Source organism: Photobacterium alginatilyticum, from assembly GCF_009910675.1.
Classification (GTDB): Bacteria; Pseudomonadota; Gammaproteobacteria; order Enterobacterales; family Vibrionaceae; genus Photobacterium; species Photobacterium alginatilyticum.
Genome location: NZ_RSEJ01000019.1, coordinates 32,336 through 48,712, shown reverse-complemented (window position 1 = coordinate 48,712; position 16,377 = coordinate 32,336). Strand labels below are relative to the sequence as shown.

Sequence of the window (16,377 nt, the reverse complement as noted above, 5' to 3'; positions counted from 1 at the left end):
TGAATAGATCGAACTGGCGAGTAACGACTATGGCAGTCGCATGTCTACTGCTGTCAGCCTGTAGCACCCATATACCAGCGCCTGTAACCAGTCTGGAAAAAGATTACAACAGCCTGAAGCGAGGAAGCTTTCGTGGCAGTTATTATCAGGTAGAGAAAGGGGATACTCTGTATTTCATTTCTTATATAACCGGTCGTGAAGTAAAAGATATTATTGCCAGTAATAAGCTTTCTCCTCCTTATACTATTTACCCGGGGCAGACTCTCCAGCTCTGGAAACCGAAGTATGTTGCTCCTGCATACGGAAAGGCCGGCACCGTCGCTGTTGTCAAACCCCCAGTAAAAACAGTGACTAATGCAGCCAAGCCTAAACCACCCCCAACGCCGGTGGTCAAACCGGTGCCAAAACCGAAGCCGAACGAACAAAAAACAGCCAATAAAAATGTTGATCACGCTCGCACAAAAGAGTACTCTCAAAATTCAAATAGTAACAAAGTTGTTACAAGTAAGGCGAATAATAGCAACAAGGTGGCCAGCTGGTCATGGCCGACAAAAGGTCGCGTTATTGCTAAGTTCTCCAGCGCAGAAAACGGTAACAAAGGCATAGATATTGCCGGGAAAAGAGGCCAGGCCGTCAAGGCATCAGCTGGAGGAACGGTTGTATATGCAGGTAACGCCCTGCGCGGTTATGGCAACCTAGTGATTATTAAGCATAGTGATGATTATCTCAGTGCTTATGCCCACAATGAGAAAGTGCTGGTCAAAGAGCAACAGAAGGTAAAAGCGGGGCAGAAGATTGCTTCAATGGGAAGCTCCGGTAGCAACAGTGTTCGCCTACATTTCGAGATCCGTTACAAAGGTAAGTCGGTTAATCCGCTTCGGTACTTGCCGAAATAGACAACATGGCATAGTGAAGTTGTAATGTCTTGCTAACTCGCCATCTGGGAGGCGCTATGAGTAGAAGCAATACTGCTACAAATATCGAGAACTTTGACTTTGATGATGTGGAAATAGACTCGGCAGAGGTTGAGGCAAAAGCTGCATCGACGGAAACAACGAGTGATGAAGTCGATATTTCGCAATATGGGGCCACGCAGAAAGCCCTTGATGCGACACAGCTTTACCTGGGGGAGATCGGTTTTTCTCCGCTTCTGACTGCGGAAGAAGAAGTTCTGTATGCCCGTCGGGCATTGCGTGGCGACGAAGTAGCCCGCAAGCGAATGATTGAAAGTAACCTGCGACTGGTGGTGAAGATTTCCCGTCGCTATAGCAACCGTGGCCTTGCTTTGCTGGATTTGGTAGAGGAAGGTAACCTTGGCTTGATCCGCGCCGTCGAGAAATTTGATCCGGAACGCGGCTTCCGTTTTTCTACCTACGCAACATGGTGGATCCGTCAAACCATTGAACGGGCTATCATGAACCAAACCCGAACTATCCGTTTACCTATCCACGTCGTCAAAGAGCTGAATGTTTACCTCCGTACTGCCCGTGAGTTGGCCCAGAAGCTGGATCACGAACCGACGGCGGAAGATATCGCCCTGAAACTGGATAAGTCTGTCGATGATGTTAATCGCATGCTGCGTTTGAACGAACGTGTCGGTTCGGTTGATAACCCAATTGGCGGTGATTCGGAAAAAGCCCTGCTCGATATCATTCCGGATGAGAAAGGAGGCGGCCCGGAGACATCGACTCAGGATGACGATATCAAAACCTCGATTGTGACCTGGTTGCAGGAGCTGAACCCGAAACAGCGTGAAGTGCTGGCTCGCCGCTTTGGTTTGCTGGGTTATGAGGCATCAACCCTTGAAGATGTTGGTCGCGAAATCGGTCTGACCCGTGAGCGTGTGCGTCAGATCCAGGTTGAAGGCCTGCGACGTCTGCGTGATATGCTGACGCATCAGGGGCTGAATATCGAGTCGCTGTTTAATCAGGACATGTAGACAAGATACGTAAGCCGATATCTGCTGAGAAACACACCAGTCTCCGGCTTCAGAACAAAAAAGGACGCATGATGCGTCCTTTTCTCTTTCCGGTTTCTGTCACTGCTACAGAAGCGCTTTCAGGCGATAGAGCTCTTCCAGTGCCTGACGCGGGGTCATATCGTCAGGATTGACGTTCGCCAGCGCCTCTTCCACCTCACTCGGTTCGGGGATCAGGCTCAGTTGCTGTTCGGCTTTGGGCGCGATGTTGGCTGGAGCGCTCGCCTGCTGGTGACCGCTGGCCTCTAGTTGCTGAAGCTTGATCTTCGCACGCTTGATCACGGACTTCGGTACACCGGCCAGGCTGGCAACTGCCAGACCGTAAGACTTGCTGGCAGCGCCTTCCTGTACGGCATGCATAAAGGCGATCTCGTCGCCGTGCTCGACAGCATCCAGGTGGACATTAGCCAGTCCTTCCATCATCGACGGCAGCTCGGTCAGTTCGAAGTAGTGGGTTGCAAACAGGGCCATGGCCGCAATTTTCTCGGCCAGCCACTCGGCACTGGCCCAGGCTAGCGACAGGCCGTCGTAGGTACTGGTACCGCGACCGATTTCATCCATCAATACCAGACTATGCTGGGTTGCATTGTGGAGGATGTTTGCGGTTTCGGTCATTTCCACCATGAAGGTTGAGCGGCCGGAGGCAAGATCATCCGAAGCGCCGATACGAGTGAAAATACGATCCAGCGGTCCGATCTTGACTGACTCGGCCGGTACAAACGATCCGACATGTGCCATCAGGGCGATCAGTGCTGTCTGGCGCATATAGGTCGACTTACCGCCCATGTTCGGCCCGGTAATGATCAGCATCCGGCGATCATGATGCAGGGAAATCGGGTTGGCGATAAATGGTTCGCTCAGGACTTGCTCGACCACAGGATGACGGCCGGCATTGATCTCAATCCCGGTCTCGGCTGTGAGCTCCGGACGGCAGTAGTTGAGGGTATCGGCCCGCTCGGCCAGGTTGGCCAGCACGTCGAGCTCAGACAGGGCATTGGCTGCATTTTGCAGCTGTTCCAGGTGAGGCAGCAGCAAGTCAAACAGCTCTTCCCACAGCTTTTTCTCTAGTCCTAACGCCTTGGACTTGGAGTTTAGTACCTTGTCCTCGTGCTCCTTGAGCTCGGGAATGATATAGCGTTCGGCATTTTTCAGTGTCTGGCGGCGGACATAATGGCTCGGTACCAGATGGCTCTGGCCGCGGCTGACCTGAATAAAGAAGCCGTGGACCTGGTTGAAGCCAACTTTCAGGCTGTCAATATCATGGTGTTCACGTTCGTGGGCCTCAAGCTCATCAAGGTATTTTGATGCGCCGTCAGCCAGATCGCGCCATTCATCCAGTTCGGCATTGTAGCCCGGAGCTAAAACGCCACCGTCACGAATGACCACCGGCGGATTGTCGATAATTGCCCGTTCCAGCAGCTCGCAAAGCTCATCCATCGGTGCGGCAAACTGGGCCAGCTCGCCGATCCGCGGCTGGTTGATTTCTGCCAGCAGCTCAGCCAGCTCAGGAAGATGCTGCAAGGCGGTGCGCATGCGGGCCAGATCTCGTGGTCGGGCTGAGCGCAGGGCCAGGCGCGCCAGAATACGTTCCAGATCGCCCATGTGGCGCAGGACACCGGCTAGATCGGTAAAGAAACCGGTATCCTTAAAGGCGGCGATGGCATCAAAGCGGTTATTGAGCTGCTGCGGATCGCGGATCGGTTGATGCAGCCAGCGCTTGAGCAATCGGCTTCCCATTGGGGTCGCGGTCTGATCCAATACCGAGGCCAGCGTGTTGTCAAACCCGCCAGCCAGGTTCTGGGTCAGTTCCAGGTTGCGGCGGGTAGCTGCATCTAAGATCACTGCATGATCTTTGGTGTCCTGGGTGATCGCGCGGATATGCGGTAGCGCGGTACGCTGGGTATCTTTGACATACTGCAGCAGACAGCCGGCAGCGCACAGACCGCGCTCGGCTGTTTCGACCCCGAAGCCGACCAGATCGCGGGTACCGAACTGCATGGTCAGTTGTTGGCGCGCGGTGTCCAAATCGAATTCCCAGACCGGACGGCGGCGGGTGCCTTTCTGCGACTGCAGCAGGCCCGGCAGGGCAAAATCCTCAGGGTAGAGCAGCTCGGCAGGGCTGGTACGTTGCAGCTCGGCTTGCATGGCTTCTTCGGTTTCAGGTTCGGTCAGCATAAAGCGGCCGGAGGTAATATCCAGCGTAGCATAGCCGAACCCGTCGTTATTCTGGTAAATCGCCGCAATCAGGTTGTCGTGGCGCTCGTTGAGCAGTGCCTCGTCACTGACCGTACCCGGTGTCACGATACGCACTACCTGGCGCTCGACCGGTCCTTTACTGGTGGCTGGATCGCCGATTTGCTCGCAGATCGCCACCGATACGCCCTGCTGGACCAGCTTGGCGAGATAGCCTTCGACCGCATGGTAGGGAACACCGGCCATCGGGATCGGCTGGCCGTTGGAGGAGCCGCGTTTAGTCAGGGAAATATCCAGCAGTTGAGAGGCCTGTTTGGCGTCATCAAAAAATAGTTCGTAGAAGTCGCCCATACGATAGAACAGTAGAACATCAGGGTTTTCTGCCTTGATCCTCAAAAATTGCTGCATCATGGGGGTGTGCTTTTCTAAACCTTTCACTGTCACGATATTGCCTGCTTATTGATGCCGGAATTGAAAACGTACCGGGTAAATTTCTGGAGGCTTAGGATACGTGAATCGGTTCAGGGAGCAAAGTCGCAATTGGCTCTCTTGCGCACAATTTCCTTGCCTCTGAAGGCTGGGTAGAGTTGCTGCCGAAGGCGTGGCAGAGTATGGTTGGGCAGGAATTATCGACGGGAGGAAGGGATGACGGATATCCAGCAATTGTCTCGGGAACTTGGTACGGCTCTGAGCCGGCACGGGGGCGTCGCAACCACGGCAGAGTCCTGCACCGGTGGCGGTGTGTCTGCAGCTATTACTGATATTGCCGGTAGCTCAGCTTGGTTTGATCGTGCGTTTATTACCTACAGCAATGACGCGAAGCAGCAGATGCTCGGTGTGGGAAGTGACGTGCTCGAAGCGAATGGCGCAGTGAGCGAGCCTGTCGCCGAGCAGATGGCACTGGGCGCATTGAGAAATTCTGCTGCGACGATCAGTGTGGCGATTAGCGGCATTGCCGGTCCGGGAGGAGGGACGCCAGATAAGCCGGTCGGAACAGTGTGTTTTGCCTGGGCTGATACCTCCGGCTGGATACAGTGCGAAACCTGTTTATTTGATGGTGATCGCAATGCGGTAAGACAGCAAGCTTGCCAAAAAGCCCTGTCAGGTATGTTGCAACGCCTGCAACTGCTGGGCTGAGCGGAAAATGATGTCATCGCGAGAGTGGCATCGGGCAAAAAAATTTTCATACAGTGCTAGACACTGTATGAATAGACAGTATACTAATCATCATTATCAGTACTTAATTTAAGCATCCGTTGGAGAGTCGAATGGACGACAACAAACAGAAGGCTCTTGCCGCAGCGTTAGGCCAGATTGAAAAGCAGTTCGGTAAAGGTTCCATCATGAAGTTGGGCGATAACCGTACTATGGATATTGAAACGGTTTCGACTGGCTCCCTGTCGCTTGATATCGCGCTGGGCGCAGGCGGCTTACCAATGGGACGTATCGTTGAAATCTATGGTCCAGAATCATCCGGTAAGACGACGCTGACGCTTGAAGTGATTGCCGCGGCCCAGAAGCAGGGCAAAACATGTGCATTTATCGATGCCGAGCATGCCCTTGACCCTATCTATGCCCAGAAGCTGGGTGTGGACATCGATAATCTGCTGGTGTCTCAGCCAGATACCGGTGAGCAGGCACTGGAAATTGCAGATGCGCTGGCACGTTCAGGCGCGGTTGATATTCTGGTCGTCGACTCCGTTGCCGCCCTGACACCAAAAGCCGAAATTGAAGGTGAGATGGGTGACAGCCACATGGGCTTGCAGGCTCGTATGTTGTCGCAGGCGATGCGTAAGATCACCGGTAACCTGAAAGCATCAAACTGTATGTGTATCTTCATCAACCAGATCCGTATGAAGATTGGTGTGATGTTCGGTAACCCGGAAACGACTACAGGTGGTAATGCCCTGAAGTTCTACGCTTCTGTTCGTCTTGATATCCGCCGTACCGGTGCCATCAAAGACGGTGACGAAGTTGTGGGTAACGAAACGCGTATCAAGGTTGTTAAGAACAAAATTGCTGCCCCGTTCAAGCAGGCTGAAACCCAAATCCTTTATGGTCAGGGCTTTAACCGCCTGGGCGAGCTGGTTGACCTTGGCGTGAAGAACAAGATGGTTGAAAAGGCGGGTGCCTGGTACAGCTATCAGGGTGACAAGATTGGCCAGGGTAAGGCAAATGCCTGTAAATTCCTGGCTGAGCACCCAGAGATTGCCGAAGAGCTTGATAAGAAACTGCGTGAACTACTGCTAACGACACCAGTCGAGCAGGAAGATGCGGCAGAAGAGAAAGATGCTGAGAAAGATCAGGCATTCTAAACACTCTGATCATCTAGAATCTTGACAGCAACGGGCCCGGTACGCGAGTACTCGGCCCGTTTTGTCTATGTAAGGCCTGAGAGCAATGAAAAAGCAAGCACCAAAGCAAAGCGCCAAAGAGGCGGCTATCGGTTACCTGTCACGCCGGGACCATGCCGAGAAAGAGCTGCGACAGAAATTAAAGACGCGTGGCTATTGCGAGTCAGATATTACCGAGGCGATTGATTTTTGTCAGGATTACAACTGGCTTGATGATGCTCGCTACGCGGGCATGATGATGCGCAACGGCATTGCCAAGGGATGGGGGGAGCTGCGGATCAAGCAGGAAATGAAGATGAAGGGGGTGCACGGTACCATTGTCAGCCAGATCTTCGAAGAAAATGATACGGACTGGTATGAGCAAGCCCGTGAAGTCGCCCGGCGCAAGTTTGGTAATAGCGAGATGGACACCCCCAAGGAAAAAGCCCGCCGTTTTCGCTTTATGCAGTACCGTGGCTTTGATTTCGAGCAGATCAAATACGCATTGGATACCGATGACGACGAATAACCTCACCAGTCTCAACTAGCCTCTTGCTGCCAACAGGTCTGGCTTGGCAGCACTACCCTATATAAATTGCGTTAATTCTTAACATAACATTTCCCGTAGCGCCTGCCGTTGTTTTACAATAGCCGCCAAAGAATTTATCTTAGTTCGATTAAAGCCTGCTGACATAAGCGTCGAGCCGTGTGGCCCGGATGCATATTCAAAGCAGTTACATCATCGCTTAAGTGCGATTTTTCGGTTTATAAAAGCATTTATTCAGGATTTGCCAATGTACATGAGCACTGATGAGATTCGCCGTGCGTTTCTTGCGTTTTTTGAGAGCAAAGGTCACCAGATCGTAGAAAGCTCTTCTCTTGTACCTGCTAACGACCCAACACTGTTGTTTACCAACGCAGGTATGAACCAATTTAAAGATACATTTTTAGGTCTGGAAAAGCGCAGCTACACTCGAGCGACAACAGCTCAGCGCTGTGTACGTGCCGGTGGTAAGCACAATGACCTAGAAAATGTCGGCTTTACCGCCCGTCACCATACTTTTTTCGAAATGCTGGGTAACTTCAGCTTCGGTGACTACTTCAAACAAGACGCGATCAAGTACGCGTGGGAGTTTCTGACCGACGTGCTTAAGCTTCCTCAGGACCGCCTGCTGGTGACTGTCTACGAGACCGATGACGAGGCATTCGCCATCTGGAACAAAGAGATGGGGATCCCGGCAGATCGCATCGTGCGTATCGGCGACAAGAAAGGCGGCAAGCCTTATGAGTCAGACAACTTCTGGCAGATGGGTGATACCGGCCCTTGTGGCCCGTGTACCGAAATCTTCTACGATCACGGCGAGCATATCTGGGGCGGCCGTCCGGGCACTCCGGAAGAAGACGGTGACCGTTTCATTGAGATCTGGAACAACGTTTTCATGCAGTTCAACCGTCAGGCTGACGGTACCATGGAGCCGCTACCTAAGCCGTCGGTAGATACCGGTATGGGGATCGAGCGTATTGCCGCGATCATGCAGGGCGTACACTCGAACTACGAGATTGATATTTTCCAGACCCTTATTAAAAAAGCCGCCGACGTGATTGGCTATGAAGACCTGTCGAACCAGTCGCTACGAGTAGTTGCCGATCATATTCGTTCATGTGCCTACCTGATTGTCGATGGCGTAATGCCGTCAAATGAAGGTCGTGGTTACGTACTGCGCCGCATTATCCGTCGTGCTGTTCGTCATGGTAACAAGCTGGGTGCCCAGGGCGCCTTCTTCTATAAGCTTGTTGGCCCGCTGGCAGAGATCATGGGTACAGCCGGTGAAGAACTGAAGAAACAGCAGGCGATGGTTGAAAAAGTACTGAAGATCGAGGAAGACAACTTCGGCCGTACTCTTGACCGTGGTATGACAATTTTGAACGACGCGCTCGATAGCCTAGACGGCAAAGTACTGGACGGCGAGACGGTATTCAAGCTGTATGACACCTATGGTTTCCCGGCTGATTTGACCAATGACGTTGCTCGTGAGCGTGGCTTCTCTATCGATGAAGAAGGCTTCAATAATGCAATGGAAGCCCAGCGCCAGCGTGCCCGTGAAGCGGGTCAGTTCGGGGTTGACTATAACGAAGCGATTAAGGTAGACGCCAGCACCGAGTTCTGTGGTTACACAGGTACCGACGGTGAAGGCGAGGTGGTTGCCCTGTATCGCGGCGGTGAAGCCGTGGACAGCATCAGTGCCGGTGAAGAAGCGCTGGTGGTGATGAACAATACGCCTTTCTATGCCGAATCAGGTGGTCAGTGCGGTGATACCGGCGTCATGACAGCGGCTGGTATCCAGTTTGACGTAGCTGATACCCAGAAGTTCGGTGATGCTATCGGTCACAAAGGTACGCTGGCGGAAGGCGCGCTGAAAGTGGGCGATAAGCTGACAGCGACAGTCGATGCGGCGCGTCGCGCGGCAATCAGCCTGAACCACTCGGCAACGCACCTGTTGCATGCGGCACTTCGCAATCTTCTGGGCGAGCATGTTGCGCAGAAGGGCTCGCTGGTTAAGCCTGAGTCCTTGCGTTTTGACTTCTCGAACCTGGAAGCCGTGAAGCCTGAGCAGCTACGTGAAATCGAGCGTGTTGTGAACGAGCAGATCCGCCTGAACCATTCTATCGATACCAACATTATGGATATCGAGGCGGCAAAAGAAAAAGGGGCGATGGCACTGTTTGGCGAGAAGTACGACGATGAAGTTCGCGTGCTGAGCATGGGCGAGTTTTCGACTGAGCTGTGTGGCGGTATTCACGCCAACAATACCGGTGATATCGGCCTGTTCAAAATTGTCTCTGAAGGTGGTATCGCTGCCGGTATCCGCCGTATTGAAGCGGTAACGGGTGAAGCGGCTATCGAGGCACTGCATAAGCAAGAAGCGCTGCTGTCTGAAACCGCGGCGCTGGTGAAGTCTGATGCGGCATCAGTAGCAACCAAAGTAAGTGTACTGGTTGCACATAGCAAGCAGTTAGAGAAAGAAATTCAGCAACTGAAAGATAAGCTGGCAGCGCAGGAAAGTGCCGGTCTTATCAATCAGGCGCAAGACATCAACGGTGTCAAAGTCTTGATTTCCAAGCTAGACGGCGCTGACAACAAAGCCCTGCGCGGTATGGTTGATGAGCTGAAAAACCAGATGGGCAGCGGTATCGTTGTATTGGGTAACGTCAATGGCGACAAAGTTGGTTTGATTGCAGGTGTTACCAAGGATCTTGTCGGTAAAGTGAAGGCCGGAGAGCTTGTTAACATGGTCGCCCTGCAAGTTGGTGGTAAAGGTGGCGGTCGCCCGGATATGGCACAAGCTGGCGGTACGGATGCAAGTGCATTGCCAGCTGCGCTAGAGTCGGCACAAGCATGGATCGCTGAGCGCCTGTAAGGCGCTCTTTATCAAAAAGTTAGGTAACGGGGTATTAGCCCCAGGAAGGTGAAGTAAAGTGACGCAGATTGCGCGTAATTCGCTAATAGTGCAAAAGTTTGGTGGTACGTCTGTAGGTTCGATAGAGCGTATCCAGGCTGTCGCCGAACGAGTCATTAAAGCTAAAGAAGAGGGCAAGCAACTGGTTGTGGTTGTTTCTGCCATGTCTGGTGAGACAAATCGTCTACTAGGCCTTGCACAGCAAGTTGATGCTGTGCCTGCAGAGCGAGAACTTGACGTTCTCTTGTCAGCGGGCGAACAAGTCTCTATGGCTTTGCTCGCAATGATGTTGAACAGGCTGGGGCATAAAGCGATATCGCTAACGGGTTGGCAGGCAGGGATTAAAACCAGCAGTCAGCACAATGATGCGAAGATCACTGACATTGACCCTAGCTACATTCAGCAATTGCTCGAACAAGACCAAATAGTGATAGTTGCTGGTTTTCAAGGCATTAATGATGAAAGGGATATAACCACCCTTGGCCGTGGGGGCTCAGATACCACGGCAGTTGCACTGGCAGGTGCCTTACGCGCAGACGAATGTCAGATTTTCACCGATGTGGACGGCGTCTATACGTGCGATCCGCGACTCGTACCGCAAGCTCGACGCCTGGATGTCGTTCATTTTGATGATATGACATCCATGGCGCGAAACGGTGCGAAAGTGCTACAATTACAGTCAGTTGAATATGCTCGACAGCATAGAGTCCCACTGAGGGTCCTGTCTTCGTTCGAAGAGGGGAAGGGGACGCTGGTTAGTTTTGATTCCTCTGCCGCAGCGAATGTTGTGGGGGTAGCGCTAAAGAATCAGCAGACACTGCTTGATGTCGATATGCCTCTGCCTGAGTTGCAGGAGCAGCTAAACCTGTTCGGCATGCAGTGCTGGTGTAAGGCCGTTGCTGCTGATTCAACACAAATTGTTACAGCAAATGAAGATTTGGCACGATTAAAGCTCGTGCTGGGTAATAAAATGCACCCGATCGCGACGGTGTCGACCCTATCCGTAATAGGGGAGGATGTCTCTGATCTGGCAGATAATATCTGTGCCGTGCTGGCGGAAGCTGGCATCCGCGTGCGCCAAAATAAACGGTCGGCTCATTGTCTTTCTTTGTTGATAAATGAGGATGATCATCAATTAGCTGTAGATATCGTCCACAAAAGGTTTGTGGTTGAGCCAGAAAGTCTGGATAATCGACCACTTCTCGCTGTTTCTTGAGCAGTGACCATTTATGCCTTCGTGACCGGAGGCATAAATATTGTTGGATAATAAACTTTAACTCTTAATAGACTGAGATTACTCAAGGAGCACACGAATGCTAATTTTGACACGTCGCGTAGGTGAGACGCTAATGATCGGTGACGAAGTGACTGTTACTGTACTTGGCGTTAAAGGGAACCAGGTTCGCATTGGTGTTAACGCGCCAAAGGAAGTATCTGTTCACCGTGAAGAAATCTACATGCGAATTCAAGCGGAAAAAGAAACCGGCTCTCAGGGTTCTGGTAACTTCTAAATCGAAAAAGGTCAGTCTATCGCTGGCCTTTTTTGTCTCTGGAATATGCCCGGATTTATTCGGCTCATTGCGCCATTTATTTGAAAAAAGACAAGATACTATTGCGTTTACGCAGGTTTAATTGTCTTGTTGGCTATTAAGTGTGCACCTGCGCCGTGAATGTCGTTTTTTGACGATAAAGTGTTTGACTTATTTTCGGCTAGCAGTAATATGAGCCCCCGCAAGACGGTGAGGTGGCCGAGAGGCTGAAGGCGCTCCCCTGCTAAGGGAGTATACGGTTTATCCCGTATCGAGGGTTCGAATCCCTCCTTCACCGCCATTTCTTGCAATGATTATCTGCGCGTCCGTAGCTCAGCTGGATAGAGTACCTGGCTACGAACCAGGCGGTCGGAGGTTCGAATCCTCCCGGACGCGCCAGTTATTCACAATATGGCCCAAGTTGGCGGTATTGATAAAAAGATATTAGTGTGCGCTCGTAGCTCAGCTGGATAGAGTACCTGGCTACGAACCAGGCGGTCGGAGGTTCGAATCCTCCCGAGCGCGCCATTAATCTGTGTGGTGAGGTGGCCGAGAGGCTGAAGGCGCTCCCCTGCTAAGGGAGTATACGGTTTATCCCGTATCGAGGGTTCGAATCCCTCCTTCACCGCCATTCTTTCTCGTTCCTGAAATTTATCAGGAGTGCGCAAAGAAAGCCTGCGCGTCCGTAGCTCAGCTGGATAGAGTACCTGGCTACGAACCAGGCGGTCGGAGGTTCGAATCCTCCCGGACGCGCCATTATTGAAACGCATGGTATCGACATAGATACGGTGTAGTAAAACCGAATTAAGTGTGCGCTCGTAGCTCAGCTGGATAGAGTACCTGGCTACGAACCAGGCGGTCGGAGGTTCGAATCCTCCCGAGCGCGCCATTAATTTGTGTGGTGAGGTGGCCGAGAGGCTGAAGGCGCTCCCCTGCTAAGGGAGTATACGGTTTATCCCGTATCGAGGGTTCGAATCCCTCCTTCACCGCCATTCTTTCTCTTCTTTGAAGTAAGTTAGTCTTAGTTCTTTGAATATGAAAACCTGTGCGTCCGTAGCTCAGCTGGATAGAGTACCTGGCTACGAACCAGGCGGTCGGAGGTTCGAATCCTCCCGGACGCGCCATCTCTTTTTGAGATGATTAAGGTATGGTTTTTAAGGTATTGTTTTTAAATACCAATGGACTGTTACTGACAATAACTGGAGCCTTTATTTGGTTTCGGTTTACAAAGATTTCTGCGCGCTCGTAGCTCAGCTGGATAGAGTACCTGGCTACGAACCAGGCGGTCGGAGGTTCGAATCCTCCCGAGCGCGCCATTCTTCTCGATATCGGTTGGAACCGTTTCGGTTTTAACGGGTATCATTCTTTCCTGTCCTGATATTGTTCAGAGGCAGAGCAAAGAAAGCCTGCGCGTCCGTAGCTCAGCTGGATAGAGTACCTGGCTACGAACCAGGCGGTCGGAGGTTCGAATCCTCCCGGACGCGCCATATTTTCTAAGTATCATGGAATGTTACTTATTGATAACCGAATCGGATTGACGATTCGGTATAAAGCAATTCCTGCGCGCTCGTAGCTCAGCTGGATAGAGTACCTGGCTACGAACCAGGCGGTCGGAGGTTCGAATCCTCCCGAGCGCGCCATTATTTAAGGTATCAGTTGGAACCGTGTTGGTTTTAACGGGTATCATTCTTTCCTGTTCTTGGTATGTATCAGAAACAGAGCAAAGAAAGCCTGCGCGTCCGTAGCTCAGCTGGATAGAGTACCTGGCTACGAACCAGGCGGTCGGAGGTTCGAATCCTCCCGGRCGCGCCATATTTTGACTACAGCAGCCATTATGTTGTTGTAGAGCGACAAAGAGATTCTGCGCGCTCGTAGCTCAGCTGGATAGAGTACCTGGCTACGAACCAGGCGGTCGGAGGTTCGAATCCTCCCGAGCGCGCCATTATTTTCAGATGTCCGTTGGAGCCTTTTGGGTTTTAATCGACATCATTCTTTCCTGCTCCTGATGTTTATCAGAAACAGAGTAAAGAAAGCCTGCGCGTCCGTAGCTCAGCTGGATAGAGTACCTGGCTACGAACCAGGCGGTCGGAGGTTCGAATCCTCCCGGACGCGCCATTATTTAAAGCTCAGCTTCGGCTGGGCTTTTTTCGTTTTTACCTTTCCCTTCTAGCTGGTTACAATCGCCTATTACTACGCAATTCTCTGAACAACGACTTATCCAGATTGGTATGAAGATATACCCCTGGCGAGGTGTAAATGTTTCTGATACAGCGCTTCTATGCTGTTTGAGCCAATACTGAATTTACGAATGGAATTCATGTATGCCTCGTGTTCTGTCGCGGTATAGTCATGTAGTAACAAAGGGCTGACCTTCTGGCCTCATTATGGTGAATGCTGCTGTCAACCGCGTCTATTTATAAGAAATAACCACAAAATTATCGAATAGCTCGTGAATAAATTCTCACCTCTTATAACTAACTGATATGTCATTACTTTAACCCAAAAGACGTCATTACAGATTATTTTGCTTACGTTTACGTAAGCGTCATATCAGTGTCCGGAAAACTTGATAACTCAGTGTTTTTATTAGTTTGCTGCGAGCAGGGTAATGATTTTAGCTGGTTATTTTTCAGTCAGTTGTGATAAATTACTGCGTTAGTTAACATTTTTGGGTTAAATTGGAAAAAGAAAAGACAAAGTGACCGTAATTTAGTCTCGCTTGTTAATCAATTTGACATATTTTGGCTTGTCATGATAATTCTTAGTTTGCCAATCACAATATGAATGAAAGGAAGCAATAATGGCAGATTTAGGTAGTTTGCTATGGGAAGCTGCAACAATCATGACCACCGGTATGGTCGTGGTTTTTGTTTTTCTCAGCACCCTGATCTATTTAGTCCAACTGTTAGCAAAACTGGCGCCGAAGGAAGAATTACCTGCGATAAAGCCACAACCTGCATCAACAGTTGCTTCAAATCACAATGGTGTTCAGTCCGATGTCGTGGCTGCCATTACCGCTGCGATACATCAGTATCGTAACCGTAATGCATAATTTGTGATTTCCAGGACGATTTTTATTACAAGGAGTTTGTGAGCATGTCCAAGTCTTTAGCGATCACTGACGTTGTGTTACGTGATGCCCATCAGTCTCTTTTTGCGACCCGTTTGCGTATTGAAGATATGCTGCCCATTGCCGAACAGTTGGATAACGTCGGTTACTGGTCTCTCGAAACATGGGGTGGTGCTACGTTTGATTCCTGTATTCGCTATCTGGGCGAAGACCCTTGGGAGCGTCTGCGTGCCCTGAAGCAGGCGATGCCGAAAACACCGATGCAGATGCTGCTGCGTGGTCAGAACCTACTAGGCTACCGTCATTATGCCGACGATGTCGTGGAGAAGTTTGTCGAGCGTGCACATGCCAACGGTATGGATGTGTTCCGTATCTTCGATGCGATGAACGATGTCCGCAACTTTGAAAAAGCCGTAAAGGCAACCGTTGATGTCGGTGCCCATGCCCAGGGAACAATTTCCTATACCACCAGTCCGGTTCATAACCTGGATACCTGGACCGATCTGGCCAAGCGCCTCGAAGATCTGGGCTGTCACTCTATCTGTATCAAAGATATGTCCGGTTTGCTTAAGCCTTATGAGGCAGAGGAACTGGTCAAGCGTATTAAGGCGTCCTGTGATGTGCCGTTGGCGCTGCACTGTCACGCTACGACTGGTCTGTCTACGGCGACAGCGGTGAAAGCGGTCGAGGCCGGTCTGGATATTCTGGATACCGCAATTTCGTCGATGAGCCAGACCTACGGTCACACTCCGACAGAAACTGTGATCGCTATGCTGGAAGGTACAGAGCGTGATACGAATCTGGATCTGCAGCAACTGGAACCGATTGCCAGCTACTTCCGCGATGTGCGTAAAAAGTACGCCAAGTTCGAGGGAAGCCTGAAGGGCGTTGATGCCCGTATTCTTCTGGCTCAGGTACCGGGCGGTATGCTGACCAATATGGAAAGCCAGCTCAGAGAGCAGGGTGCATCGGATCGCTTTGACGAGGTGCTGGAAGAAATCCCTCGCGTTCGCAAGGATCTCGGTTTTATTCCGCTGGTAACACCGACGTCGCAGATTGTCGGTACGCAGGCGGTACTGAACGTATTGACCGGCGAGCGCTATAAGAGCATCAGCAAGGAAACGGCGGGTGTCCTGAAAGGCGAGTATGGTGCAGCACCTGCGCCGGTGGATGCCGAACTGCAGGCAAAAGTACTCGACGGTGCCGAGCCGGTAACGTGTCGACCGGCTGATTTGATCGAGGATGAGTTGGCGAGCCTGACTGATGACTTGGTGGCCAAGGCCAAAGCGGACGGGATCACGCTAGCGACCGATCAGGTTGATGACGTCTTGACGTATGCCCTGTTCCCTCAGGTTGGCCTTAACTTCCTGAAGAACAGAAATAACCCAGAGGCTTTCGAGCCGGTTCCGGGTACCGAGGAAGCACCGGCTCCTGCAGCGGCGGCTGCGCCGGTAGCCGCAACTGGCGTCAGCGAGTCATACAGCGTGCGCGTAAACGGTCAGGTTTATGATGTCGAGGTTGGCCCGGCGGGCGAGGTATCGGCAATCGCACCTGTAGCCGCGTCAGCTCCGGCAGCCGCGCCTGTTGCTGCATCAAGTACTGCCGAGCCAGTCTCGGCACCGCTGGCCGGTAACATTTTCAAAATCAATGTTCAGCCGGGCAATACGGTTGCTGAAGGTGATGTGCTGGTTGTGCTGGAAGCGATGAAAATGGAGACTGAGGTCAGGGCTGCCCGCAGTGGTGTGGTGCAGGATCTGCACGTCAAGGAAGGCGACTCGGTAGCGGTGGGATCACCGATCCTGAGCCTGGCGTAAGA

General features: G+C 51.7%; 11 protein-coding genes and 14 tRNA genes. 24 read left to right on the top strand and 1 reads right to left on the bottom strand.

Going from position 1 to position 16,377, the window contains the following annotated elements:
• Positions 1-29: 29 nt before the first annotated feature.
• On the top strand, positions 30-896 hold the full coding sequence (locus EIZ48_RS17625) for a peptidoglycan DD-metalloendopeptidase family protein (protein ID WP_240153011.1): 867 nt from the start codon (positions 30-32) through the stop codon (positions 894-896).
• Between the two features lie 56 nt (positions 897-952).
• Entirely contained in the window at positions 953-1,939 is a 987-nt protein-coding gene (gene rpoS, locus EIZ48_RS17620) for an RNA polymerase sigma factor RpoS (protein ID WP_075763087.1), read from the top strand.
• A gap of 105 nt (positions 1,940-2,044) precedes the next feature.
• Here rpoS and mutS read toward each other — a convergent pair whose 3' ends face one another.
• Positions 2,045-4,609 carry a DNA mismatch repair protein MutS gene (gene mutS, locus EIZ48_RS17615; RefSeq protein ID WP_160654313.1) on the bottom strand — a complete coding sequence of 855 codons (2,565 nt, stop codon included), beginning with the start codon at positions 4,607-4,609 and terminating at the stop codon, positions 2,045-2,047.
• A 207-nt stretch (positions 4,610-4,816) separates the two neighbouring features.
• Between mutS and EIZ48_RS17610 the strand changes: the two genes are divergently transcribed.
• From EIZ48_RS17610 to oadA, 22 genes are all read left to right on the top strand, one after another.
• Complete coding sequence (locus tag EIZ48_RS17610; protein WP_160654146.1) at positions 4,817-5,308, top strand: CinA family protein; 492 nt, start codon at positions 4,817-4,819, stop codon at positions 5,306-5,308.
• A gap of 131 nt (positions 5,309-5,439) precedes the next feature.
• Positions 5,440-6,486 carry a recombinase RecA gene (gene recA, locus EIZ48_RS17605; protein ID WP_160654145.1) on the top strand — a complete coding sequence of 349 codons (1,047 nt, stop codon included), beginning with the start codon at positions 5,440-5,442 and terminating at the stop codon, positions 6,484-6,486.
• Between the two features lie 85 nt (positions 6,487-6,571).
• Positions 6,572-7,033 (top strand): recombination regulator RecX, encoded by a 462-nt coding sequence (gene recX, locus EIZ48_RS17600; RefSeq protein ID WP_160654144.1) that lies wholly within the window; start codon positions 6,572-6,574, stop codon positions 7,031-7,033.
• Positions 7,034-7,298: 265 nt separating this feature from the next.
• A complete protein-coding gene (gene alaS, locus EIZ48_RS17595) occupies positions 7,299-9,923 on the top strand; it encodes an alanine--tRNA ligase (protein WP_160654141.1) in 2,625 nt (874 codons plus the stop codon).
• A gap of 58 nt (positions 9,924-9,981) precedes the next feature.
• Positions 9,982-11,178, top strand: a complete 1,197-nt coding sequence (locus tag EIZ48_RS17590; protein WP_160654138.1) for an aspartate kinase — start codon at positions 9,982-9,984, stop codon at positions 11,176-11,178.
• Between the two features lie 97 nt (positions 11,179-11,275).
• Positions 11,276-11,473, top strand: coding sequence for a carbon storage regulator CsrA (csrA, locus tag EIZ48_RS17585; protein WP_075763080.1), 198 nt, complete (start codon positions 11,276-11,278; stop codon positions 11,471-11,473).
• 227 nt (positions 11,474-11,700) lie between these two features.
• Positions 11,701-11,792, top strand: a tRNA-Ser gene (locus EIZ48_RS17580).
• Between the two features lie 21 nt (positions 11,793-11,813).
• A tRNA-Arg gene (locus EIZ48_RS17575) sits at positions 11,814-11,890 on the top strand.
• A 52-nt stretch (positions 11,891-11,942) separates the two neighbouring features.
• A tRNA-Arg gene (locus tag EIZ48_RS17570) sits at positions 11,943-12,019 on the top strand.
• 11 nt (positions 12,020-12,030) lie between these two features.
• Positions 12,031-12,122, top strand: a tRNA-Ser gene (locus EIZ48_RS17565).
• A gap of 48 nt (positions 12,123-12,170) precedes the next feature.
• Positions 12,171-12,247 (top strand) — tRNA-Arg (locus tag EIZ48_RS17560).
• A 56-nt stretch (positions 12,248-12,303) separates the two neighbouring features.
• Positions 12,304-12,380 (top strand) — tRNA-Arg (locus tag EIZ48_RS17555).
• Positions 12,381-12,391: 11 nt separating this feature from the next.
• Positions 12,392-12,483: transfer RNA gene (locus EIZ48_RS17550), tRNA-Ser, on the top strand.
• Positions 12,484-12,538: 55 nt separating this feature from the next.
• Positions 12,539-12,615, top strand: a tRNA-Arg gene (locus EIZ48_RS17545).
• A gap of 115 nt (positions 12,616-12,730) precedes the next feature.
• A tRNA-Arg gene (locus tag EIZ48_RS17540) sits at positions 12,731-12,807 on the top strand.
• A 94-nt stretch (positions 12,808-12,901) separates the two neighbouring features.
• A tRNA-Arg gene (locus EIZ48_RS17535) sits at positions 12,902-12,978 on the top strand.
• Between the two features lie 76 nt (positions 12,979-13,054).
• Positions 13,055-13,131: transfer RNA gene (locus EIZ48_RS17530), tRNA-Arg, on the top strand.
• Between the two features lie 95 nt (positions 13,132-13,226).
• Positions 13,227-13,303, top strand: a tRNA-Arg gene (locus tag EIZ48_RS17525).
• Positions 13,304-13,356: 53 nt separating this feature from the next.
• Positions 13,357-13,433 (top strand) — tRNA-Arg (locus tag EIZ48_RS17520).
• Positions 13,434-13,529: 96 nt separating this feature from the next.
• A tRNA-Arg gene (locus EIZ48_RS17515) sits at positions 13,530-13,606 on the top strand.
• Between the two features lie 685 nt (positions 13,607-14,291).
• On the top strand, positions 14,292-14,543 hold the full coding sequence (locus EIZ48_RS17510; RefSeq protein WP_075763079.1) for an oxaloacetate decarboxylase subunit gamma: 252 nt from the start codon (positions 14,292-14,294) through the stop codon (positions 14,541-14,543).
• Between the two features lie 44 nt (positions 14,544-14,587).
• A complete protein-coding gene (gene oadA, locus EIZ48_RS17505) occupies positions 14,588-16,375 on the top strand; it encodes a sodium-extruding oxaloacetate decarboxylase subunit alpha (RefSeq protein WP_160654135.1) in 1,788 nt (595 codons plus the stop codon).
• Positions 16,376-16,377: the final 2 nt, after the last annotated feature.